General features: G+C 42.7%; 22 protein-coding genes. 4 read left to right on the top strand and 18 right to left on the bottom strand.

The features are described from left to right. Positions 1–183: 183 nt before the first annotated feature. The gene (locus tag G573_RS0103045) at positions 184–561 is read left to right on the top strand and encodes a DUF956 family protein (RefSeq protein ID WP_027975332.1); all 378 of its coding nucleotides are present in this window, start codon (positions 184–186) and stop codon (positions 559–561) included. 63 nt (positions 562–624) lie between these two features. On the opposite strand, the gene G573_RS0103040 is transcribed toward G573_RS0103045, so the two are convergent. Further along, the gene (locus tag G573_RS0103040) at positions 625–1,707 is read right to left on the bottom strand and encodes an acyltransferase (RefSeq protein ID WP_027975331.1); all 1,083 of its coding nucleotides are present in this window, start codon (positions 1,705–1,707) and stop codon (positions 625–627) included. A 347-nt stretch (positions 1,708–2,054) separates the two neighbouring features. On the opposite strand from G573_RS0103040, the gene serS reads away from it, so the two are divergent. Together serS and G573_RS11395 are read left to right on the top strand one after the other, a co-directional pair. After that, positions 2,055–3,338: a serine--tRNA ligase gene (serS, locus tag G573_RS0103035; protein ID WP_027975330.1), complete on the top strand. Its 1,284-nt coding sequence runs from the start codon at positions 2,055–2,057 to the stop codon at positions 3,336–3,338. Positions 3,339–3,669: 331 nt separating this feature from the next. Beyond that, the gene (locus G573_RS11395; RefSeq protein WP_156888788.1) at positions 3,670–3,813 is read left to right on the top strand and encodes a ComC/BlpC family leader-containing pheromone/bacteriocin; all 144 of its coding nucleotides are present in this window, start codon (positions 3,670–3,672) and stop codon (positions 3,811–3,813) included. A gap of 537 nt (positions 3,814–4,350) precedes the next feature. On the opposite strand, the gene glpK is transcribed toward G573_RS11395, so the two are convergent. The 11 genes from glpK to G573_RS0102975 form a co-directional block, all read right to left on the bottom strand. Next, positions 4,351–5,904: a glycerol kinase GlpK gene (glpK, locus tag G573_RS0103025; protein WP_425423394.1), complete on the bottom strand. Its 1,554-nt coding sequence runs from the start codon at positions 5,902–5,904 to the stop codon at positions 4,351–4,353. Positions 5,905–6,012: 108 nt separating this feature from the next. Further along, positions 6,013–6,177 (bottom strand): hypothetical protein, encoded by a 165-nt coding sequence (locus G573_RS11495; protein ID WP_169364435.1) that lies wholly within the window; start codon positions 6,175–6,177, stop codon positions 6,013–6,015. A gap of 226 nt (positions 6,178–6,403) precedes the next feature. After that, positions 6,404–7,027, bottom strand: a complete 624-nt coding sequence (locus G573_RS0103015; RefSeq protein WP_027975328.1) for a hypothetical protein — start codon at positions 7,025–7,027, stop codon at positions 6,404–6,406. A 53-nt stretch (positions 7,028–7,080) separates the two neighbouring features. Then, complete coding sequence (der, locus tag G573_RS0103010; protein ID WP_027975327.1) at positions 7,081–8,391, bottom strand: ribosome biogenesis GTPase Der; 1,311 nt, start codon at positions 8,389–8,391, stop codon at positions 7,081–7,083. Positions 8,392–8,403: 12 nt separating this feature from the next. Beyond that, the gene (dnaI, locus tag G573_RS0103005; RefSeq protein ID WP_027975326.1) at positions 8,404–9,306 is read right to left on the bottom strand and encodes a primosomal protein DnaI; all 903 of its coding nucleotides are present in this window, start codon (positions 9,304–9,306) and stop codon (positions 8,404–8,406) included. Next, a complete protein-coding gene (locus G573_RS0103000) occupies positions 9,307–10,476 on the bottom strand; it encodes a DnaD domain protein (protein ID WP_027975325.1) in 1,170 nt (389 codons plus the stop codon). Then, positions 10,463–10,954 carry a transcriptional regulator NrdR gene (nrdR, locus tag G573_RS0102995; RefSeq protein ID WP_027975324.1) on the bottom strand — a complete coding sequence of 164 codons (492 nt, stop codon included), beginning with the start codon at positions 10,952–10,954 and terminating at the stop codon, positions 10,463–10,465. Before nrdR ends, G573_RS0103000 begins: the two co-directional genes overlap by 14 nt. A 177-nt stretch (positions 10,955–11,131) precedes the next feature. Beyond that, positions 11,132–11,821, bottom strand: a complete 690-nt coding sequence (locus G573_RS0102990; protein WP_027975323.1) for a response regulator transcription factor — start codon at positions 11,819–11,821, stop codon at positions 11,132–11,134. Positions 11,822–12,178: 357 nt separating this feature from the next. Then, complete coding sequence (locus G573_RS0102985) at positions 12,179–12,718, bottom strand: YceD family protein (RefSeq protein WP_027975322.1); 540 nt, start codon at positions 12,716–12,718, stop codon at positions 12,179–12,181. A gap of 184 nt (positions 12,719–12,902) precedes the next feature. Continuing rightward, a complete protein-coding gene (htpX, locus tag G573_RS0102980) occupies positions 12,903–13,805 on the bottom strand; it encodes a zinc metalloprotease HtpX (protein ID WP_027975321.1) in 903 nt (300 codons plus the stop codon). A 9-nt stretch (positions 13,806–13,814) separates the two neighbouring features. Beyond that, positions 13,815–14,375 carry a LemA family protein gene (locus G573_RS0102975; RefSeq protein ID WP_027975320.1) on the bottom strand — a complete coding sequence of 187 codons (561 nt, stop codon included), beginning with the start codon at positions 14,373–14,375 and terminating at the stop codon, positions 13,815–13,817. 85 nt (positions 14,376–14,460) lie between these two features. Between G573_RS0102975 and rsmG the strand changes: the two genes are divergently transcribed. Beyond that, positions 14,461–15,174 (top strand): 16S rRNA (guanine(527)-N(7))-methyltransferase RsmG, encoded by a 714-nt coding sequence (gene rsmG / locus G573_RS0102970; protein ID WP_027975319.1) that lies wholly within the window; start codon positions 14,461–14,463, stop codon positions 15,172–15,174. Positions 15,175–15,261: 87 nt separating this feature from the next. On the opposite strand, the gene G573_RS0102965 is transcribed toward rsmG, so the two are convergent. The 6 genes from G573_RS0102965 to G573_RS0102940 all read right to left on the bottom strand — a co-directional run bounded on the left by G573_RS0102965 (position 15,262) and on the right by G573_RS0102940 (position 20,842). Beyond that, a complete protein-coding gene (locus G573_RS0102965; protein WP_027975318.1) occupies positions 15,262–16,092 on the bottom strand; it encodes an energy-coupling factor transporter transmembrane component T family protein in 831 nt (276 codons plus the stop codon). Next, positions 16,085–17,761, bottom strand: a complete 1,677-nt coding sequence (locus G573_RS0102960; RefSeq protein WP_027975317.1) for an ABC transporter ATP-binding protein — start codon at positions 17,759–17,761, stop codon at positions 16,085–16,087. The genes G573_RS0102965 and G573_RS0102960 overlap by 8 nt, the downstream gene beginning before the upstream one ends. A gap of 27 nt (positions 17,762–17,788) precedes the next feature. Further along, positions 17,789–18,334: an ECF-type riboflavin transporter substrate-binding protein gene (locus G573_RS0102955; RefSeq protein ID WP_027975316.1), complete on the bottom strand. Its 546-nt coding sequence runs from the start codon at positions 18,332–18,334 to the stop codon at positions 17,789–17,791. Between the two features lie 9 nt (positions 18,335–18,343). Further along, entirely contained in the window at positions 18,344–19,189 is an 846-nt protein-coding gene (locus G573_RS0102950) for an SAM hydrolase/SAM-dependent halogenase family protein (RefSeq protein WP_027975315.1), read from the bottom strand. 129 nt (positions 19,190–19,318) lie between these two features. Next, the gene (locus G573_RS0102945) at positions 19,319–20,098 is read right to left on the bottom strand and encodes a carbon-nitrogen family hydrolase (protein WP_027975314.1); all 780 of its coding nucleotides are present in this window, start codon (positions 20,096–20,098) and stop codon (positions 19,319–19,321) included. 54 nt (positions 20,099–20,152) lie between these two features. Then, a complete protein-coding gene (locus G573_RS0102940; protein WP_027975313.1) occupies positions 20,153–20,842 on the bottom strand; it encodes a methionine ABC transporter permease in 690 nt (229 codons plus the stop codon). Positions 20,843–20,845 lie beyond the last annotated feature (3 nt).

Below are 20,845 nucleotides of genomic sequence, written 5' to 3'. Positions count from 1 at the left end.
CTCCCCTAATGGTGACAGTGAAAAATTTCATTGAGCCCACAGGGGAGTTTTTTAGCGCTCAAAGGCTGAGCAGCTAAGTCAGAAGACCTTAGACCTATAACTGATTATCGCTATTTTTGCTATCTAAAATAGCGCAAGCTTTCTTTTTTTGATATAATAAAACATATTATTCAGGAGTAAGTTATGGTACAATCAATCAATACAAAAGTGGAATACACTGGTAAGGGCGTTTCTTATCTGGGAATCGGTGGTAAAGTCGGAAAATTTCTCTTAGGCGATCGCGGGTTTGAATTTTATAATGATAATAATGTTGAACACTTCATTCAGATTCCTTGGGGAAGCATCCTTGAAATGGGTGCCAACGTCAGCCGAAGAAAAGTCAGCCGCCATTTTGAGATTGTTACTGACCAAGGTAAATTTCTCTTTGCCTCGTCTGATTCAGGTAAAATTTTAAAAATATCCCGCCAGCATATTGGCAATGATAAGGTTGTGAGGTATCCCAGCCTCATTCAAAAAATCGCTTCGCGTTTTAGCAGAAAACACAAAGCAGCTAAGAATTAAACGTTTAATCTTATTTCTTATAAATAAGGCAATAAAAAATGCTGAAGAGGTCTTCAGCATTTTTTAGTTATCATAGTCGCCAAAAGGCAGCCAGCTGTCAATTTTCATGATAAATTGTTTCAAGTTCAAGAAATCAAACAGCTTTATTCTCAAAATTTCGACCAAGGTGGAAACCACATAGATAAGAAAAGCCGTTCCCAAAATCAGAAAAGGAAAAAGCCAGATGGGCGCCGTGACAAACGATTCAAAACCATCCTCTAAGAAAAAGCGAACCATCAAAGGATTGAGGTGGAACAGATAAACTCCCAGCGTTGTCGGAGCCAGCAGCTTGATTAACTTGAAAAAGCGGCTGCCCTTTTTTATCTCTAGGGTTGCAAAGAAAATAAAAATGGCTAGGGCTTCACAAAGAAGCGTCGGCGATGTGTACCAATACCAAATATCACCAATGAGCAGTTTAGCAGTTAGCGTTGCAGCCATAGCTGTCAGAGCAATCAATAGGATCAGCCTGCGGCTGAACAGTTTTTTCAAATCAAGCCGCTGCAAATAAGCACCGATAATATAAAGGACAATCAGCCAATTCATGCTAAAGCCCTTAGCAAAGGAAAATTCATCCACCTTCGTATTAAACAAGACCGGAAGCACAGAAAAAAAGACAATCGCCAAAATGACTAGATGCTTTAAATCTTTTGTCCTCAGCCTTTTTAAAGCGATGTTTAAAATAGGCATAAAAATCAAAAGGCCGAAATAGGCTGTCACATACCAATACTGTCCTGTGATAATAGGAAAGAAGGCCTCAATCCAGTCATGATAGGTTACCGGTTTTTGTAAAAACGTAAAGATAGCCGTAAAGGCAAATGTATAAAAGAACACCTGCAGCCATAAAGAAAGGCATTTTGAATATCGGTAATGCGAATGGGCGCCGACATAGCCGCTAATCAAGGCATAGCAGTTAACAGCACTGTAAGCCAGCACCTGAATGCTCCAGGTCACAAAATAATAAGGATCAAAATCCTCCTCTACAGTTGAGCGGATACCGCCCTTTCCCAAAACATGGGTGACGACAATCATAAACATGGCAAAAATACGAAGAAAATCGATCCCAGAATTGTAGTGTGAACGTCCTTTTTCTCTAATATTTTCTTTCATCGTTTTACTATTCTAACACAGGAAACGGGCAAACGGAAAAATGTTTTAAATTTGAGATATTTTGTTAAATCAATTTCATAAAATTAATGATTCTGAACAGGCGATTTCTCATTTTTTCGTATTTACATTCTATTTTAAATCTTGTATAATGAAAACAACGGATAAGTAGCATCGAATCTTTTTCAGAAAGCCTGCGGCTGCTGCGAGCAGGTAAAGAAACCATGTGAAATTCTACCGTGAAAATTTTTGATGACAGTAATTAAGAGCACAGAATGTGAAGCTGGATGGAACCGCGCTTAAGGCGCTCCAGCAAGTCACTGCCTGTGTTTTTATTTTAAGGAGAAAATATGTTAGATATTAAACGCATTCGCAATGATTTTGACCGTATCGCTGAAAAACTAGTCAGCCGAGGTGTCAGTCAGGATAGCTTACAAGAACTCAAAGACCTTGATGCAAAACGCCGGTCTCTTCTCATCCAGTCTGAGGAAGCCAAGGCCGAACGCAACACAGCATCTGCAGCTATCGCACAGGCTAAACGCAATAAAGAGGATGCTTCTGCACAGATTGCGGCCATGCAAAAATTATCAGCGCAGATCAAAGCAACTGATGCTGAACTGGCTGAAACTGATGACAAACTGAATCAGATCATAACGGTCTTGCCCAACACACCTCACGAAAGTGTTCCTCTAGGAGCTGATGAAGATGAAAACGTTGAGGTCCGCCGCTGGGGAACTCCCCGTGAATTTGACTTTGACATCAAGGCTCACTGGGATCTGGGCGAAAATCTCGATATTTTAGATTGGGAACGCGGGGCCAAGGTCACAGGGTCACGGTTCCTGTTTTACAAGGGACTGGGGGCTCGTTTAGAGCGGGCCATCTATAACTTCATGCTCGATGAACATGCTAAAGAAGGCTACACAGAAGTTATTCCGCCATACATGGTCAACCATGAGTCCATGTTTGGGACAGGCCAATATCCTAAATTCAAAGAAGATACCTTTGAATTGGCAGATACTGACTATGTTCTCATTCCGACAGCTGAAGTTCCACTGACCAATTATTATCGCGATGAGATCATTGACGGCAAAGACCTGCCGGTTTACTTCACTGCCATGAGTCCTTCTTTCCGATCTGAAGCCGGGTCTGCCGGCCGTGACACTCGCGGACTTATCCGCCTGCACCAATTCCATAAGGTCGAAATGGTAAAATTTGCCAAGCCGGAAAATTCTTATGAAGAATTGGAAAAAATGGTAGCCAATGCCGAAAATATCCTGCAAAAGCTGGAGCTGCCTTACCGTGTCATTACTCTATGTACCGGCGATATGGGCTTCTCAGCGGCTAAAACCTACGATTTAGAAGTTTGGATTCCAGCTCAAAATACCTACCGCGAAATCTCTTCCTGTTCAAATACCGAAGATTTCCAAGCCCGCCGGGCTCAAATCCGCTACCGCGACGAAGCCGACGGCAAGGTAAAATTGCTCCATACACTGAACGGTTCAGGACTGGCTGTTGGACGTACCGTCGCAGCTATCCTTGAAAACTACCAAAACGAAGATGGTTCAGTTACCATTCCTGAAGCCCTCAGACCTTATATGGGCGGGGTTGAGGTGATTGGTCAAAACAGTAAATAACCTCAATAGATGCATCCCAAAAGCCCTCAAAAACAGCTATTTTTGGGGCTTTTCTTAACTGGACTTTTTAATTGATGTGTTTTCAAGATTAAGTTTGCTCTTTTGATAACTATGAACATTTCAGCTGTTTTAACCTTGATGAAAATCTATTTTTTGTTAATGAATGATTAAAAAATTAACAGAAAATATATAAAGTCTCACCCCTTTAACGTAAAAATTAATTTCATCTTTCTTTCAATCTTTTTGGGTTGGCAGGCAGGCAAAAAAGTTTTACAATGGCCTTGTTAGCTGAAAAGGCAGACAAAAAAATAAAGTAAAGGATGGCTATCTTATGACAAGTCAAGCATTGGAACGATTTGAAACAATGGATGCAAACGAACTCGCTGCTGTAGAAGGCGGATTTAGTTGGAGTGATTTCTGGGAAATTTCTAGGGTGATTGGAGGACCAATTCGTCTTCCTTATCCGGTCCTCTAATTTCATTGTTACCAGAAGTATAAAACATGCGTTTATGAAAAGCATTTTTATGCATCCGGCTGGAATCGGCTATGGTCCGGCAGCCTATGCCCAAAAAGTTGGACTATAAATTTATGATAAGGATTGAGTTCTGTACTCCACAGAGCTTAGTCCCTTTAACTTTACCTTGATTCATTTGTTGTTGTAGTAATAAATGTATTCGTAATAGCGTATTTTATCTGTACTACTTCTTCTCACCGTCCTTTCTTGTTATGCGTTTATTCAATAGAATTGATACTTTACCTACTGTAGTGAATTCTCTGGCTGTTATTATCGCTCTGGGATTAATAACAGTATTATTTACTTGCCGGAGTTATCAGATGGATAAACAAAAAAGGGTTGATTAAATAACAATCCTAGCTGTAAAATAAAAGTCCTTGAAAAGTATTTTTTGAGGACTTTTTTTATTGATTCATTTCAAAAATTTTCCAACTAAAAAAGACAAAAAATGGCTCATGTCAACTTTACAGCTGACAATGAGCCCAGATAAATGCACTATTAGGAATTTTTCTCGTTCTTATCTTTAATAGCAAAATAACGGGTGGCAGCAACAGCTTTTTGCCAGCCATGGTAAAGTTCTTGTGCTTCTTGGGCGGACATTGACGGCTCAAATCGCTGGCTGGCAACGAAGAGCTCTTTTAATTCCTCCGTATCCCGCCAGTAGCCGATTGCCAAGCCTGCTAAGAAGGCTGCCCCAAGGGCTGTTGTTTCCAGATTAGCTGCCCGTTCAATCGGTATTTGGAGAATATCTGCCTGAAACTGCATGAGATAGGTATTCATAGCCGCACCGCCATCCACCTGCAGCTGAGGAATAGCAATAGCTGTGTCAGCCTGCATGGTATCTATGACGTCTCGCGTCTGGTAAGCTAAGGACTGCAGAGTCGCTTTTACGATATCGTCATCAGTCGTTCCGCGGGTCAGCCCAAAAACTGCTCCGCGCGCTTCACTGTCCCAGTAAGGAGCCCCAAGTCCTGTAAAAGCAGGAACCAGATAGACTTCGTTATGGCTTTGGGAACGATAAGCCGCTGCTTGAGAATCCGGTGCTGATGCCAAAAGATGCAATTTATCGCGCAGCCATTGCAAAGCAGAGCCTGCTACAAAGACAGAGCCTTCCAAAGCATAGGTCACCTCTCCGTCTAAAACGTAAGCAATCGTCGTCAAGAGATTATTGGCTGATTTAATGGGCTTTTGACCTGTATTCATGACAATAAAAGCACCTGTTCCGTAAGTATTTTTGACCATTCCCTCTTCTAGAGCCAGCTGTCCAAAAAGAGCTGCCTGCTGGTCTCCAGCCATGCCGCAAATGGGAACGGAACTGCCAAAGAAATGAAAAGGAACTGTATAACCATATATTTCAGAATTCCCCCTTACTTCCGGCAAAAGACTGGCTGGAATATTGAGCAGGTCTAAAATTTCTTGATCCCAAGTCAAATCATTGATATTAAACAGCATGGTCCGGCTGGCATTAGAGTAATCAGTCATATGAGCCTCTCCGCCTGTCAAACGCCAGAGCAGCCAAGTATCAATCGTACCAAAGAGCAGCTCCCCATTTTCTGCCTGCTTTTGGGCACCTGGTACTTGGTCTAAGATCCAGCGAATCTTAGTAGCAGAAAAATAAGCATCAACAATTAACCCCGTTTTAGCATGGATCACCTCCTGATAACCGTCAGTCCTCAGCTTATCAGCAATACTGCTGGTCTGCCTGGACTGCCAGACAATCGCATGGTAGATGGGCAATCCTGTTGCCTTATCCCAGATAACCGTGGTTTCACGCTGATTGGTAATGCCGATGCCTGCAACCTGCTGAGGTTTAATACCAGATTCGATAAAAAGAGTTGCTAAGGTCGCCTGGACAGCATTCCAAATCTCATTGGCATCATGCTCAACCCAGCCGGGCTGCGGAAAATATTGGGGAAATTCTTTTTGGGCTTCATGTACCTTCTTTCCTGCTTTGTCGAACAGAATGGCCCGCGTTGACGTTGTTCCCTCATCAATTGCTAAAATATAAGATTCTGTCACCTGTCGTCTCCTTTTGATAACGTTTACAGACATTATACCCTACTCGCTTTCTTTTCTCAAGGCAAGAAAAAAGCCTCCTAGGAGACTTCTATTTTCTTTGATGAGACCTTACCAAAAGACATCAAAAAAATCTACTTGAGCCTACTTTTTGTCTGCCTTACCGTATTCTTTAAAAACGCCGAATAAAACCAGCACCATACCAATAAGGGCAAACATCATCTGCAGCATATTATTTGACGTTAAGAGAACCCAAATCCCTAAAAATAGGATTATCAATAAAAAAGGGACCATCAGATATTTTTTCATATTATTACCTCGTCTGGTGCGATTAGCTAACAGCTTTCGTAAAATGTAAAATACTTTTCAATGTTATCTTATCATTTTAGTTTGCAGTTTTTAAAAATTCGCAAATATGAAAATTTATTTTTACTTATTTGCATATGTGCAAATAAGGAGTCTGATTCTGAAAAGAAAATAGTCAGCTTGACAAAACAAATCCCATAAAATTTAAGTCAAAGCGGCCCAACATCTTTCATCTGGTTGCCTGATAATAAGGCATAAGCTTGTCAAATCCCTGAGCAAATTGATTCGTCAGTGTATTTAGATCTAATTTTTCTGATATAGGAATGTCATACTTAACCAAAACTTTTCGAACCTGACCGCTTGCAACTTTTTCCCGTAACTCCTGACGATTAGCTTCAGTTCCTGCAAGACGGTGGCTGAGTCCGTGTTCCTGAGCAAAATAATAAAGTGGTGCTTTTATAGGAAGTTCAAGGACCTGATGCTGCTTAAGAAGCGTCATTTCTGATTTTTTGCGTTCTACAAAACTGACTTCCACACTAATACCAAAGTCCTCAGACTGGCCATAGAGCCTGATGGCAAGACCAACATCAGACTGGCTGTCTTCTGGTCTTTTAAAATAACACCAAAAATGAGGTCTGGCTATCTGAGCCTGATTGGCCCAATTGCTGACACGAGTCATTTGAAAAGGAGAAACTTTAGGTTCCAGAGCTTTGGCAATTTCTGTAAATTCCTGACGGGCAGCCTGACCCAGAGACTTTAAGGCCATCATTTCTCCCGCTAGAGGCCCTGACTTTTCGGACTTGGTATATTTGAAGCCTTGCTGACTCAAATATTTTTGAATAGCTTGATACATCATAAACTCTTTTCCCTATCCATGAGGCTAGACACTTGCTAAACAGATAGCCTTTACTTACGTTTTCGAGCAATCAAACGAATTGGGGTGCCTTCAAACACAAAGGCCTCGCGGATTTGATTTTCCAGAAAACGCAGATAAGAAAAATGCATCAGCTCTTCTTCATTGACAAAAATAATAAAGGTCGGCGGTTTGACAGAAACCTGTGTCGCATAGAATATTTTAAGCCGGCGGCCTTTATCAGTCGGTGTTGGATTAACCGCCACTGCATCCATGATAACATCATTGAGTACCGCTGACGGAATACGCGTATTTTGGCTCTGGCTGATTTGTTTAATCATCTCCGGCAGCTTATTTAAACGCTGTTTGGTTAGAGCAGAGACAAAGATAATCGGTGCATAAGTGATATACTGGAAGTTATCTCTTAAATCAGCCTCCCACTGGGCAACTGTATGGTTGTCTTTTTTAATGGTATCCCACTTATTGACAACGAGAATTATGCCCTTGCCGGCTTCATGAGCAAAACCTGCAATACGTTTGTCATATTCCCGAATTCCCTCTTCAGCATTGATAACCATCAGCACAATATCAGAACGATCAATGGCACGCATGGCACGCATGACGGAGTACTTTTCAGTGTTTTCGTAAACCTTGCCGGATTTTCGCATACCGGCAGTATCAATCATGATAAATTCCTGACCCTCACTGTCCGTAAAACGCGTATCAACTGCATCACGCGTCGTACCGGCAACAGGACTTGCAATCACGCGCTCCTCTCCCAAAATAGCATTGATAAGACTGGACTTACCAACATTGGGACGGCCGATTAAGCTGAATTTTATCACATCAGGATTGTCTTCTTCGAGCTTTGTTGGGAGTTTCTGCACAATCGCATCGAGCACATCTCCGGTACCAATCCCATGCACAGATGAAACAGGATAGGGATCACCCAGACCAAGCGAATAAAAATCATAGATTTCACTGCGCATTTCAGGATTGTCAACCTTATTAACAGCAAGAATGACCGGCTTTTTGGTACGGTAGAGAATTCTTGCAACATACTCATCAGCATCTGTAATGCCTTCTCTGCCGGATACCACAAAGACAATAACATCAGCCTCTGTCATGGCAATATCAGCTTGGTGCTTGATTTGTTCCATAAACGGTGCATCAACATCATCAATGCCGCCTGTATCAATCAAAGAAAACTTACGGTTAAGCCACTCAGCACTTGCATAGATGCGGTCCCTTGTCACACCTTCAACATCTTCAACGATGGAAATGCGTTCACCGGCTATACGGTTAAAAAGCGTTGATTTGCCGACATTGGGACGGCCGACAATCGCTACGGTTGGTAAAGCCATTACTGCTCCTTCTTATCTTCTATTTTCACCTTCTAGGTGAACTTCTTTAGCTAAATAGCGAATCCGCTCCATGATACGCTTAGCCTGCCAAGTTTCGTCACTCCCGCGGATATTGCCCAATTTAGCCTCTAAATCTTTAAAACTATAGTTAGAGGTAAAAAAGGTAGGCAGCTCCTCTAACATGCGGTACTGTAAAATGACCTGCAAAACTTCGTCCCGAATCCAGGAAGTGCTCTGCTCTGCTCCTATATCATCCAAAATCAGGATTTCAGCTTTTTTGACAGCATCAATCTCATCCTTGACCGTTCCAGTATTGATGGCATTTTTCACATCAATAGTAAAGCTCGGAAAATGTAGCAGAGTAGTCGCAGCGCCTTTTTGCTCTGACAGTTCATGAGCCATGGCCGCCATCAGATAGGACTTACCAATCCCCATGTCTCCATAAAGATAGAGACCTTTTTGGTCAGAGCTGGGGTAGTTTTCAACAAAATCAGCAACCATCTTAAAGACGTCTAAACGTTTGACATCATCAAGACTGATATCATCAAAAGAAATGTTTTTATAAGATCTGGGAAGGCTGACCACATTGATGCGTTCCGAAACAGCCTGTCTCTTCTGAGATTCTTTGAGCTCCTTGGTTTCCAGATAAGAAACATCTGCATAGCCTGCATTCATGGTCAGAATCGGCTGATAGCCCTTGGCCACGTAATTTTCATCGTGATTTTTAAAGCGGTCGCGCTCTAAACGATACTGATTAAACTTAGGCAGACTGAGCTTAATCTGCTCCTGAGTCAAATGATGAGCAGCGATAAAATCAGCAATATCTTGGTCTGCCAAAATAGTCTGCATCATTTCTTCAGTATTGTAGTGCTTCTTAGTATCCTTTTTGGCCAGCGTTTGTCCAATCTTTTCCATCTACTCACCATCCTTTCTCAATCTGGCAAGCGTCTGACGTTTAATTTCCTCTAAACGTGCCTGCTCGTCTGCCGTTGTTTCATTCTTGTAATCCTGATTGCTCCACTCGGGAACATTGCTCTTTGTTTTGGCTTTTTCCTGATTTTGCTTCGTTCTGCGTTCTGAAAAAGCACGCATCTTTTCAACAGCCTGTTCCGCCGAAACGACCTTTTGATAGGCAAAGTCGTTGGCAATTTTCATCAAATAGCGCTTGTTGAGGTTGGCAGAATTCGTTTTGGACACCGTATATAAGACCATAACATTGATAACTTCATCCAAAAAGCTCATCTCTGCCAAATCAGCCAGCAGTTTCCTCTCATCTGCAGTAATCGCTGCGTGCCGCGCCTTCTTGATCTTTGCTAAGAAAACCTCAGGGCGGTCAAGCTTGGCCTCCTGAATAATAATCTGCTCTTCCTTAGAAAATTGACCGGCCGTATCAGCCTGCTTGGCCTGCTCTTTCTTCAGCTGCATGCGTTTGGTTGAAATCTTATGTTGACTGGCTGTCTCTTTGGCTAAAAGATAGGTTTCATACCAAGTTAGTTTATATTTTTCAGAAATCACATATAAAGCCACTGCATCTGTCCGTTCATCAGCAAACTGCAGGCCGTCTCTTGTCATCAAGTGTTTAAAACTGTCTAAATCAAAGTCTGTTTTGCTTTTAGCTGCTTCCTGCGGCTGAGGCTGCTCTTCTGTATAGCCAAAAACATCAGAAAACCGTTTGGATAGATTGCTGGCATCGTAAGGAACAGACACTTCCAGATGCTCCAAAGCAACCTGACCGATTTTTTGCTCTAGGAGATTGCGATAGACAGCATTTTTACAAAAGGCCTCAGCAGTTAAAGGCGCCAGCAATTTCACATAATAAAGGCCCTCTTTCTCATAAAAGGCTAAAAGATCCATGGCTGTCAAAAGAGACAGGGATTCTTCAAAACGAGCCATGCCAAATTGCGTATGGTTAAGAATTTCGCTGAATTTATGCCTTTTTTCACCATTATCAAAAAAACTGATAAAGTACTGATAAAGAGCCGCAGCATCACTGCCGATAATGGGCAAATAAAAGCGCATGAGGCTGACCGTATCAGGCAGAAGATAGTTCTGCCTGACATAGAGAAATTCATCAATCGGTTTCATCTAATTTACTCTTTTTCTTACTTCTGACGCGGTTGGTAATTTGCTGCAGGAGCGCTTCGATTTCATCAACATCCTTAAAACTGCGGTAGACACTGGCAAATCGAACATAAGTAATCTCATCCAGCTCCGCCAGCTCATCCATGACTAGGTTTCCTATAACAACACTGGAAACTTCGCTGTCATAATCACTGCGGATTTTTTGCTCAATATCATTGACAACTTTTTCAATAGCACTGCTGGAGACAGGACGTTTCTGAGCACTGCGGATAATGCCATTGAAAATTTTATCACGGGAAAATTGCTCTCTGGTTCCATCCTTTTTGACAACCAAAAGCGGCAGTTCTTCAATTCTTTCAAAGGTTGTAAAACGTGTATGGCAATTTTCACATTCTCGGCGGCGTCTGATAGTGTTGCCTTCCTCAGCCTGACGGCTGTCAACAACACTGGATTTTAAATAATTACATTTAGGACAACGCATGAAAACACCTCACTTCTTGATTCAGGTTAGTACTTTATTTTACCATATTTTGGTCTAGAACAAAAGTAAGCAGCAGCCAAATGAAACCTGTTCTGCCCCCACCGGTAATGCTTTTTATTCAGCACACCTCCGAACAAAAACAAAGGGCAGAAATTTCTTCCTCCCCTTTGCTTTTATCTATTTTTCGCGGATAACATAGCCCATACCGCGGACTGTCTGAATATAGCTTTCTTTGCCGGAAACATCAATCTTGCCGCGCAGGTAGCGAATATAGACATCTACCACATTCGTTTCGGCCTCTTGATCATATTTCCAAACTCGGTCCAAAAGCTCTTCTCGGGTCATCACCTGATTGAGGTTTTCCATAAGAGCACTGAGCAAATCAAATTCTCGCTTGGTTAAAGGTATGGTTTCACCATTTCGAATGGCAGCCCGATTATGCACATCCAGCTGCAGATCACGGTAAGTACTGTCTTTCTTCGAAGAATTTTTGGCTCTTTCAATATCCTGACGGCGAAAAATAGCACGAACCCGAGCCAGCAGTTCTTCAATGGCGAAGGGTTTGACGACATAGCCATCAGCACCGCGGTCCAATCCACTGACAATATCCATAGTAGAATCTCGGGCAGTAACCATAATGATATAAGTTGTTTTTTCCAGCTGCAGCCGGCGCGTTACTTCATAACCGTCCATTTTCGGCAGCATCAGATCAAGAAGGATTAAATCAAAGTCTCTTTCAAGAGCTCTGTCTAAACCGGAACGTCCGTCATGTTCCACATCAACTTCATATCCTTCATGCTGCAACTCCAGCGAAACAAACTTTGCAAGATTTTTTTCGTCTTCAATAATTAAAATACTTTTAGCCATATACCCCTCTGCTTATTCTTCTAATAAAATATTATAATATTATTCTAATAAAATAAACTTTTTATAATTAAACTATAAAGTCTAGGCAACAAACTTATTACAGTTCTATAAGGTCATTATTTTTTTATTATGATGATGGCTAATCCCTTTATTATCAAGGAAAAACGAATGTCATCAAACCCTTTTTCAAAATTTTATTTTTTAAAATAATCCACCAGTTTTTTCATTATACTATTTCTATTTTCTTTTTTCAATGGCTGGTATTGATTTTTCTTAGTCATTTTCTAAGAAAAAAATTTGATTTATTCAACAACTTGAAACCTTGAAGCTGTTTCCTGACATCCAATAGCAGAAAAATCACTCTTCATCATCAAATAATCCATCCAAAGCTGCAAACGGACTGTTTTTTTCTTTCTTTTCTTTCTGTAAATTTTGATAGTCTTCTTCACTGAGAAGATTCCAATCCTGTCCTGAAGGCAAATTTTGACTTTGTTTTTCTTCCTCGGTAAGAATCTTTAATGGAATATTAAGTAAAATATTATCAATAACACTTTCCTCTAAATCAATGGCGGCATCTTCTAAAATCAGGACGAGATCCTCATCCACCAGATCTTTCTTATCTTCTAACTGGCTGTTTTCTATAAAAACTTCATTGATAAACAATGATTTTGCCTGTCTGACAGTTTCCAAAGAACGGCTGGAAGGCAGGCTGATGGTATAGCTCAGCTCATAATTTAACAAATACAGCCCGTCATCATAACTGACTCTTCCCTTAGCCAAAACATCTTCAAGAGCCAAAACATCGGGGTTTCTTTCCTTTACAGCTTCTTCAATAGAGAGCCTTTCTTCAAATGCCAGACCTTCCGGCTGCTTTTTAATATCACTAATAGTAAACATTCTCTATTTCCTCCTCTAGTTCTTCAAATTGTTACCATTATATCAATAATCCACTGACTTGTCCTTGAAATTCTGTTTAAGCCGCTGCATTTAAAAAGAGCAGAATCCAATCGCTTCTGTTAAAGAAAAGGATTGTTTTCTGCTCTCTTGTTTTTAAATGAACTAATTTTAAATAGGTTTCTTGCTACATTTGCTCCAAACGTTTAATGCGGTCAGCAAGGGGCGGATGCGTATAAAAGAGATGCTGCAGGCTGGATTTTTTCTGCGGATCGTTGATATAAAGCGCAGCACTGGCATCGTCCACAGGATGAGACATGGGCTGTGACTGTTCTAATTTGTGCAAAGCCTTGATCATTCCTTGCGGATTGCGGGTCAATTCAACCGAGCTGGCATCCGCCAAATATTCGCGCTGGCGGGAAATGGCCAGCTGAACGAGACTGGCCGCCAAAGGCGCTAAAACAATAGCTAAAATAGAAAAAACCAATAAAATAATCTGCACATAACCGCCGCCTTCATTATTATTTGACGAACGGCGGCTGCGGCCGCCGCCAAACCACATCATCCGGCCGCCGATACTGGAAATAAGAGTCACGGCGCTGGCAAGAGCGACGGCAATAGTTGAAATTCTGATATCATAATTGCGGATATGGCTGACCTCATGCCCGATGACCCCCTCTAACTCTTCACGGTTCATGACCGCTAAAAGACCTGTTGTCGCTGCAACCGCAGCATTCTTGGGGCTGGATCCGGTCGCAAAGGCATTGAGTGACGGATCATCAACCACATAAACACGCGGCATGGGAATCTGCGCCACCATAGCCATATCTTCCACTATATGGTAATAGTCGGGCATCTCATCTGCGCTTATTTCTCTGGCATTATTCATGGCCATTACGACATTGGTTGATTGGAAAATCATGCTAAAGGCATAAATAAAGCCAATAATTAAAGCAATAATGACACCGCCAGTTAAACTATCCAGCCAAAGATATCCGACCGCAGCACCGATAAGTGCTAAAAGCAGAAAGAAGACAACCAGCAAAATGATTGTCTTTCTTTTATTACTGGCAATTTGATCAAACAGCATAGCAGTCTCCTAAGCCATATCGCCAAAATCAACTTTTGGCACTGATTTTTCTTCCTCGGGCGTTTCCAGAAATTCGCTGGCTTTAAAACCAAACAGGCCTGCAACTAAATTGCTTGGGAAAGTTTCCAGTTTAACATTGTAGTTAGCTGTTGTTGAATTAAAGAGCTGACGTGAGTATGAAATTTTATTTTCTGTGTTAGTCAGTTCATCTTGGAGCTTCATAAAGTTTTGATTGGCTTTAAGATCAGGATAATTTTCAGCAATCGCTAAGATACTGGCCATTTGTTTTCCAAGAGCATCGCTGGCTTGCATGGCTTCATTAGGCGTATTGGCATCAGCCACTTGACGGCGGAGTTCTGTGATCTTTTCAAGAGTGCTTTGTTCATAATTAGCATAGCCCTTGACCGTTTCAAGCAAGTTAGGAATGAGATCATTTCTGCGCTTCAGCTGCACATCAATCTGACTCCAAGCTTCCTGTGTCTGCATACGGCTTCTGATCAAAGCATTGTAACTCACAATTACCCAAACAATAAGCAAGGCAGCAATAATTAAAATAATCCAAATTAACATGGGGGTTCTCCTTAAAAATTCTTGTCTCCATTATATCAGAAAAAGAAGAATTATGTTAGAATAAATGATGATAAAAGGAGAAAGCATGACCCCTGAAGAATTTTACCAAGCCTTAGCCAAGTACCAAATCAATCTGTCTGACCGCCAAAAAAGACAGTTTGCTTCTTATTTTAAACTGCTGGTCGAATGGAATACAAAGATCAATCTCACAGCCATTACTCAGGAAAAGGAAGTCTATCTGAAGCATTTTTATGACTCGGCAGCTCCTATTTTAGAGGGCTGCATCAAAAATGAGCCGCTCAAGCTTTTAGACATAGGCGCCGGAGCTGGCTTTCCCAGTCTTCCCATGAAAATCATTTATCCCGAGCTTGAGGTGACAATCATTGATTCTCTGAATAAACGCATCAAATTCCTGCAGGTGCTGGCTGAGGAACTGGAGCTGACTAATGTCCATTTTTATCATGGCAGAGCTGAAGATCTCGGACAGGACAAACAATTTCGTGCTCAGTTTGACCTAGTTACTGCCCGCGCTGTTGCCCGGATGCAGGTATTAGCCGAGCTGACAATCCCCTTTTTAAAGGTGGGCGGTCAGCTTGTAGCGCTGAAAGCCAGCGCTGCTGATGAGGAAATTGCAGCTGCTCAGAAGGCGCTGAAAGTGCTGTTTAGTCAGGTTTCAGGAAATTATCACTACCAGCTTCCTAACGGAGACGAGCGCAATATTACCTTAGTAACAAAGAAAAAAGAAACGCCCAACAAATACCCGCGCAAAGCCGGTATTCCCAATAAAAAACCGCTGTAGAAAACCAAAAAGCTGTCATCTGACACCCGCACATTGCTGCGGCATCAGATGACAGTTTTTTATATGTTTCACATCACTTAGCTAATCCTATCTCCAAGGATTGTAAAAGCGGCCTTCGTTCAAACGGAACAACCAAAAACTAATCAATAAGATGAAGCAGGCTAAGCCAATTGCTAAGATATCTTTTTTTCTAAAGGGCTGATACATGTACCAGGTCCTTTTTTTATTTTTTCCGAACCGCCGCAGCTCCATTGCCGTTGAAACGGTATCAATCCGATCTAAAGAACTGAAAATTAAAGGAATGATGATTTGCAGATTACCCTTGATCCGGCTGAGCAGGTTTGCCTTTTGAGACAGCTCCAAACCGCGGGCTTCCTGCGATGTCCGAATCATGTAAAATTCCTCCTGAACATCCGGAATATAGCGCAAGGTCAGGCTGACAGCATAGGCCACCTTATAAGGAACGCCGATTTGATTAAGACTGGCAGCGAACTGACTGGGATGGGTAGTCATCAAAAAGAGTATTGCCAAAGGAACCGTACAAAAATACTTGAGAACAAGATTTAAAAGGTAGAAAATTTCCTGCCAGCTCAGGTAAAACCGCCCTGTTCCTGCCCATAGCAGTGTCCTTGCACCGTAGATTTTCTCACCGTAGTCAGGCGCAAAAAGATAAACCATGACCACATTCAAAACGGCAAAAACCGTCACAAACTTCATGACAAAGGAAATATCCCGCCAGTGAATATCGGCTGATTTAAACAGCAAAACAGACATAAGCCCTACTGCTAAAATCAAACGGGTATCATAGGTTGTCATACAGGCAATGGAAACAAGGAGAAAAAAGAGGAGCTTGCTGGCGCCTGACAGTTCATAGAGGAAGCCCTCGCTATCATGATAGCCTATCAACTGTTTATTCATCCGATCCTCCTTGGTGCTCAATATAATAACGGGTCAGCGAAATAGGATCACAGCCTAGTTTTTTCGCTAAATCAAAGAGACTGGTTTGTTTCAAATTAGCAGCTGCCAGTAATTCCGGCTGACTGAAGAGTTCAACAGGGCTTTGATCTGCCAAAATCTGCCCCTGACTAATGACAAGTGCCCGGTCTGAGTACTCCAGCACCAGCTGCATATCGTGCGTAATCATAATAATGGTATGCCCCAGAGCATTCAGCTCATCTAAGAAGGCCATCATTTCTGTATAGTGTCTCTTATCCTGCCCTGCTGTCGGCTCATCCAATAAGATAATTTCCGGATTTAAAACTAAAATTGATGCAATCGTTACACGCTTTTTCTGCCCAAATGACAAAGCAGAAATGGGCCAGTTGCGAAATTCATACAGGCCGCAGGTTTTTAGAACGGCAAAAACCTTCTCCTTCACCTGCTCCTCAGGAAAACCGCGAAGACGCAGCCCCAGAGCCACCTCATCAAAAATCATGGTCTGGCTGATCATCTGATTGGGATTCTGCAAAACATAACCGATGCGCTCAGATCGCTCTTTAATAGAATCAAAAGAGATGTCTTTTCCTTGATAGTAGATGCGGCCGCTGGCAGTTATAAATTGACAGAGCGCCTTGGCCAGAGTAGATTTGCCGGCACCGTTTTTCCCGACAATAGCAATGCGCTCCCCTTTATTAATCTGAACAGACAAATTTTGCAAAATCGGTCGATCCGGCGTGTAAGAAAAATTAAAACCGTCAATGGTAAGCAAAGGCAGAGAAGGCTTAGAAGCAGGCAGGCTGCTTGTTTCTTCAAAGTGAATGCCTGAGAGATTAAGCTGACTGAGTGCCGCTAAATGGGCTGTTTTTTTCACATCGAGACCTAATTGACGCAGAACCGTCAAATAAAGGGGTTCGCGGATGCCGTTTTCCCGCAGCAGATTGGTCTGCAAAATCTCATCAGGACTGCCATCAAAAAGAATCCGGCCATCATTAATCAGCACAATTTTATCAACAGGGCGGTAGAGAACATCTTCCAGCCGGTGTTCAATAATAATCGTAGTCGTTCCTTCTTCTTGGTGAATCCGATCGATCAAATCAATGGTGTCCTGGCCAGCTTTTGGGTCCAGATTAGCCAGAGGCTCATCAAAGAGCAAAATCGGACTTTCATCAATTAAAACGCCGGCCAGACTGACACGCTGCCTCTGACCGCCTGAGAGGTCCTGAGGGCGATGATCAAGCAAATCCGTCAGTTCTAAGCGCTCAGCCCAGATATTGACCTTTTCAACCATCGTCTGATGGTCTGCGCAGTCATTTTCCAGTGCAAAGGCCAAATCCTCAGCCACTGTCAAGCCGATAAACTGACCGTCCGGATCCTGCAAAACGGTTGAGACAAGATGTGACTTTTCATATACAGACAGATTAAAGGAATCCTTGCCGCCAATAGTCAGGCTGCCGCTCACCTGTCCCTTGTAAATATTGGGAATAATGCCGTTTAGACAATGGCCCAAGGTTGATTTTCCGCAGCCGGAAGGGCCGACAATCAGCACTTTTTCTCCCTTTTTCACTGATAAATTGATATTTTTCAGAGTGGGTTCTGCCTGGGCATCGTATTTGAAGGAAAAATCTTTAAATTCAATAAATGGTTCCATAAGATGTATCCCTGATTTTCAAAAAAGTCAGTCTTTGGATAGGCTTCCTGACTGTGTCCGTGTTTTAGCATAGACAGCCAGCAAAATAGTAGCACCGATACCAATTGTCAAAGCGTTGGCCACACTGGCCAGCAGGCCCTGAACAAATACCTTGCTGGCAGGTTCATTGAAAATGACAATATCTCCCAGAGGCGCCACAATTCCCCAGGCAATAATATTGATAATAATCTGTACAACATTGAAAGTCAGCACATCTTTAGCTGTAAAAAATCCCTGTTCGACCCGAAGACGATTTTTCAAAAAACCGATGCCAAGGCCAACCAGACCGCTTGGGATCACCCATGACCACCAGATACCGTAACCGGCAAACATATCTTTAACCATGTGTCCGATAAGACCTGTGAAAAAACCGACCGCAGGCCCAAAAAGAACAGCCAAAAAGGCCTGAACCGCATACTGCAGCTGGATGCTGGTATTGGCAAAAAGAGGAATATTGATAAAAATACCGATAATGACAAACAGAGCTGCACCGATACCGGTTGCGACAACCGCTTTAATAGAATTATTTTTCATGTCGTCTCCTTAGTTAATTTTTTTAATTTCAATGCGCCATTGCGGCCCAACCCCGACGTTGTAGGCCTTGGCAAAGGAACCCTGATTGATGGCAACCCCTACACGGTAGAGAGAATTGATATAGATGATGGGCTGGCCGACACGGACAGCCGCAAATGATTTGCCATAGGTGACCTGATTTTGGTAAACCAGCATGTCATTGTTGTAAATGGTCAGCTCAAAGCGATCATCAAATTCGGGCGCAAGCGTGTAAAATTCTTCACGGGTGATCGAGGTCCATAGAGAGCCAAATTGAACATCAAGAATATCAACTGCCCCGCGGACAAGATTATCCTCAATAACTGTTTTTACGGTCGGAAGCTCCACAATAGCCTCAACAGGCAGTTCAGGCCCCACATCTTCGAAGGCAATGTGACCGCTAGCTAATTTTGCTCCTGTAAAAGCATAGACATCACGTCCATGAAAGGTATAGGACAGTTCTGTATTGCGCCTGCGGTTTTCAATTTCAGAAATCTCCCTGACCGCTTTAATGCCAATGTGCCTTTTGATATAGGACAGCGTGCCGTTATCGGGCGTTACGATATACTGATTTTTCTCAGTCAGAGCCACAACACTTTTTCGGTCAGAACCGACTCCCGGATCCACCACTGACACAAATGTCGTGCCTTCAGGCCAATATTCCACCGTTTGAAAAAGGCGGTAGGAACCTTCAAAAATATTGTAGGGAGTGATTTCATGGGTCAGATTGTGAATGCCGAGAGTTGGTTCCTCCTGCAGGGCCACTCCGATCATGGCTGACACCGCACCGTCAACCAAACCAAAATCTGACTGCAAAACTAATAAATTGTTGCTCATTGAACTGACTCACCTTCCTTTCAATTCTTATTTTATCACAAGGGAGACTTTTTGGGACATCCCATTCAAAAAATTAAAAACAGCAGACCCTTTAAAACAACTTCAGAATCTGCTGCTTAGCGCTGACAGCTATGAATAGAGATCCGGCCGTCGATCGGCAAAAACAGGAATTTTTCCTCGGACATCCTGAACCTGCTGCATATCAATCTGACTGCTGAAAACACCTTCGCTGTCATCCGTTTCCAGCAAAATGTTTCCCAAAGGATCGATCACAAGCGAATGGCCGTTAAACTGATCTGTTGCTCCTTGGCCGATACGATTGACAGCAATAACAAAGGCCTGGTTTTCGATAGCCCGAGCCTGCAGGAGCGTCCGCCACTGATCAATCCTGCTGCTGGGCCACTGGGCTGAGACAAATAGAAGCTCTGCCCCTTGACTCACTAATTTGCGAGTCCATTCGGGAAAGCGAATGTCATAGCAGATGACATGGACGGCTTTGACCTTGCCAAGCTCAAAGTGGCTTTCTTTTTGCCCTGCAGTCAAAAAACGATCTTCTGCCATGAGACCAAAAAGATGCACCTTGTCATAGGCATTGACCAGTTTTCCGTCTGCAGCAAAGCTATAGGCAGTATTGTAAAATTTGCCCTGCCGCTTGACAGCGACAGAGCCTGCAACCAAGGCGACCTGATGCTCCCTAGCAAACTGGCTGAGCCAAGCGATACTGTCTTCTCCATTTTCATCAGCTATTTCTTCCAGCTCGTCCAAAGCATAGCCTGTATTCCACAGTTCCGGCAGGACAATAACATCAGGCTGGTCTGACAGAGCTTGCTGCATGAGCTCTAAAACCTTATTTTTATTTGTTTGAGGCTGGCCGTCTTTGACATCAAACTGTACAAGACTTACTTTCACAAAATCACCTCCAAAATCATCACAGCTGCTTTTAGCTGAAACACAGCTGCATTATCAGCGATGGCTGACTTTTCTTGTCAGCGTATCGCCGATAAACTGAATGGTAAAAATAAGCAGCAGGATGATGAGGGTTGCAACCCAGGTTACATCGTTGTTAAAACGATTGTAGCCATAAGAAATCGCAACATTTCCAAGTCCGCCGGCTCCGATAGCTCCCGCCATGGCAGTTTCACCAACCAATGAAATCAAGGTCACGGTTGACACACGAATCAAGTCCGGAAAACCTTCACTGAGATAAACCTTGACAATATCCCAAAAAGTAGCACCAGAAGCCTGAGCCGCTTCAATCACACCGCGGTCCAACTCAGAAAAGACAACCTGAACCTGACGGGCAAAAAAAGGAAAGGTAGCAAAGGACAGAGGAACCAAGGCTGCTGTCGCTCCTAAGTTGGTCTGCATCAAAAGCATGGTCAAAGGTGCCAGTACAGCAATTAAAATGACGAAGGGAATGGCCCGAAAAACAGACGTTATCTTATCAATAATCCAGCAGACTGTCTTGTTTTCAATCACACCGTCAGGCCCCATCAGCACTAAAAGAAGGCCAAAAACCAGACCGACCCCGCCGCCAATGATAAAGGGAACAATGGTCATATACAGCGTATTTAACAGAGCCGTCAGCCAGCCTGCATCTCCTGTCAGACCAAGCTCATAAACATTTGGTAAATAGGTTTGAATCACATGCATTCC

The organism is Streptococcus devriesei DSM 19639, from assembly GCF_000423725.1.
GTDB lineage: Bacteria > Bacillota > Bacilli > Lactobacillales > Streptococcaceae > Streptococcus > Streptococcus devriesei.
This window is presented reverse-complemented; position numbering and strand designations above follow the sequence as displayed.

What these genes read in the sequence shown, in the direction of transcription:
- rsmG (WP_027975319.1), top strand. Translation starts at nt 14,461, where the DNA reads ATGACCCCTGAAGAATTTTACCAAGCCTTAGCCAAGTACCAAATCAAT.
- G573_RS0103015 (WP_027975328.1), bottom strand. Translation starts at nt 7,027, where the DNA reads ATGTATCAAGCTATTCAAAAATATTTGAGTCAGCAAGGCTTCAAATAT.
- dnaI (WP_027975326.1), bottom strand. Translation starts at nt 9,306, where the DNA reads ATGGAAAAGATTGGACAAACGCTGGCCAAAAAGGATACTAAGAAGCAC.
- serS (WP_027975330.1), top strand. Translation starts at nt 2,055, where the DNA reads ATGTTAGATATTAAACGCATTCGCAATGATTTTGACCGTATCGCTGAA.
- G573_RS11495 (WP_169364435.1), bottom strand. Translation starts at nt 6,177, where the DNA reads ATGAAAAAATATCTGATGGTCCCTTTTTTATTGATAATCCTATTTTTA.
- G573_RS0102950 (WP_027975315.1), bottom strand. Translation starts at nt 19,189, where the DNA reads ATGAGCAACAATTTATTAGTTTTGCAGTCAGATTTTGGTTTGGTTGAC.
- G573_RS0102940 (WP_027975313.1), bottom strand. Translation starts at nt 20,842, where the DNA reads ATGCATGTGATTCAAACCTATTTACCAAATGTTTATGAGCTTGGTCTG.
- G573_RS0102955 (WP_027975316.1), bottom strand. Translation starts at nt 18,334, where the DNA reads ATGAAAAATAATTCTATTAAAGCGGTTGTCGCAACCGGTATCGGTGCA.
- der (WP_027975327.1), bottom strand. Translation starts at nt 8,391, where the DNA reads ATGGCTTTACCAACCGTAGCGATTGTCGGCCGTCCCAATGTCGGCAAA.
- G573_RS0102975 (WP_027975320.1), bottom strand. Translation starts at nt 14,375, where the DNA reads ATGTTAATTTGGATTATTTTAATTATTGCTGCCTTGCTTATTGTTTGG.
- G573_RS0102985 (WP_027975322.1), bottom strand. Translation starts at nt 12,718, where the DNA reads ATGTTTACTATTAGTGATATTAAAAAGCAGCCGGAAGGTCTGGCATTT.
- G573_RS0103045 (WP_027975332.1), top strand. Translation starts at nt 184, where the DNA reads ATGGTACAATCAATCAATACAAAAGTGGAATACACTGGTAAGGGCGTT.
- G573_RS0103000 (WP_027975325.1), bottom strand. Translation starts at nt 10,476, where the DNA reads ATGAAACCGATTGATGAATTTCTCTATGTCAGGCAGAACTATCTTCTG.
- G573_RS11395 (WP_156888788.1), top strand. Translation starts at nt 3,670, where the DNA reads ATGACAAGTCAAGCATTGGAACGATTTGAAACAATGGATGCAAACGAA.
- glpK (WP_425423394.1), bottom strand. Translation starts at nt 5,904, where the DNA reads ATGTCTGTAAACGTTATCAAAAGGAGACGACAGGTGACAGAATCTTAT.
- nrdR (WP_027975324.1), bottom strand. Translation starts at nt 10,954, where the DNA reads ATGCGTTGTCCTAAATGTAATTATTTAAAATCCAGTGTTGTTGACAGC.
- G573_RS0103040 (WP_027975331.1), bottom strand. Translation starts at nt 1,707, where the DNA reads ATGAAAGAAAATATTAGAGAAAAAGGACGTTCACACTACAATTCTGGG.
- htpX (WP_027975321.1), bottom strand. Translation starts at nt 13,805, where the DNA reads ATGCTGTTTGATCAAATTGCCAGTAATAAAAGAAAGACAATCATTTTG.
- G573_RS0102965 (WP_027975318.1), bottom strand. Translation starts at nt 16,092, where the DNA reads ATGAATAAACAGTTGATAGGCTATCATGATAGCGAGGGCTTCCTCTAT.
- G573_RS0102960 (WP_027975317.1), bottom strand. Translation starts at nt 17,761, where the DNA reads ATGGAACCATTTATTGAATTTAAAGATTTTTCCTTCAAATACGATGCC.
- G573_RS0102990 (WP_027975323.1), bottom strand. Translation starts at nt 11,821, where the DNA reads ATGGCTAAAAGTATTTTAATTATTGAAGACGAAAAAAATCTTGCAAAG.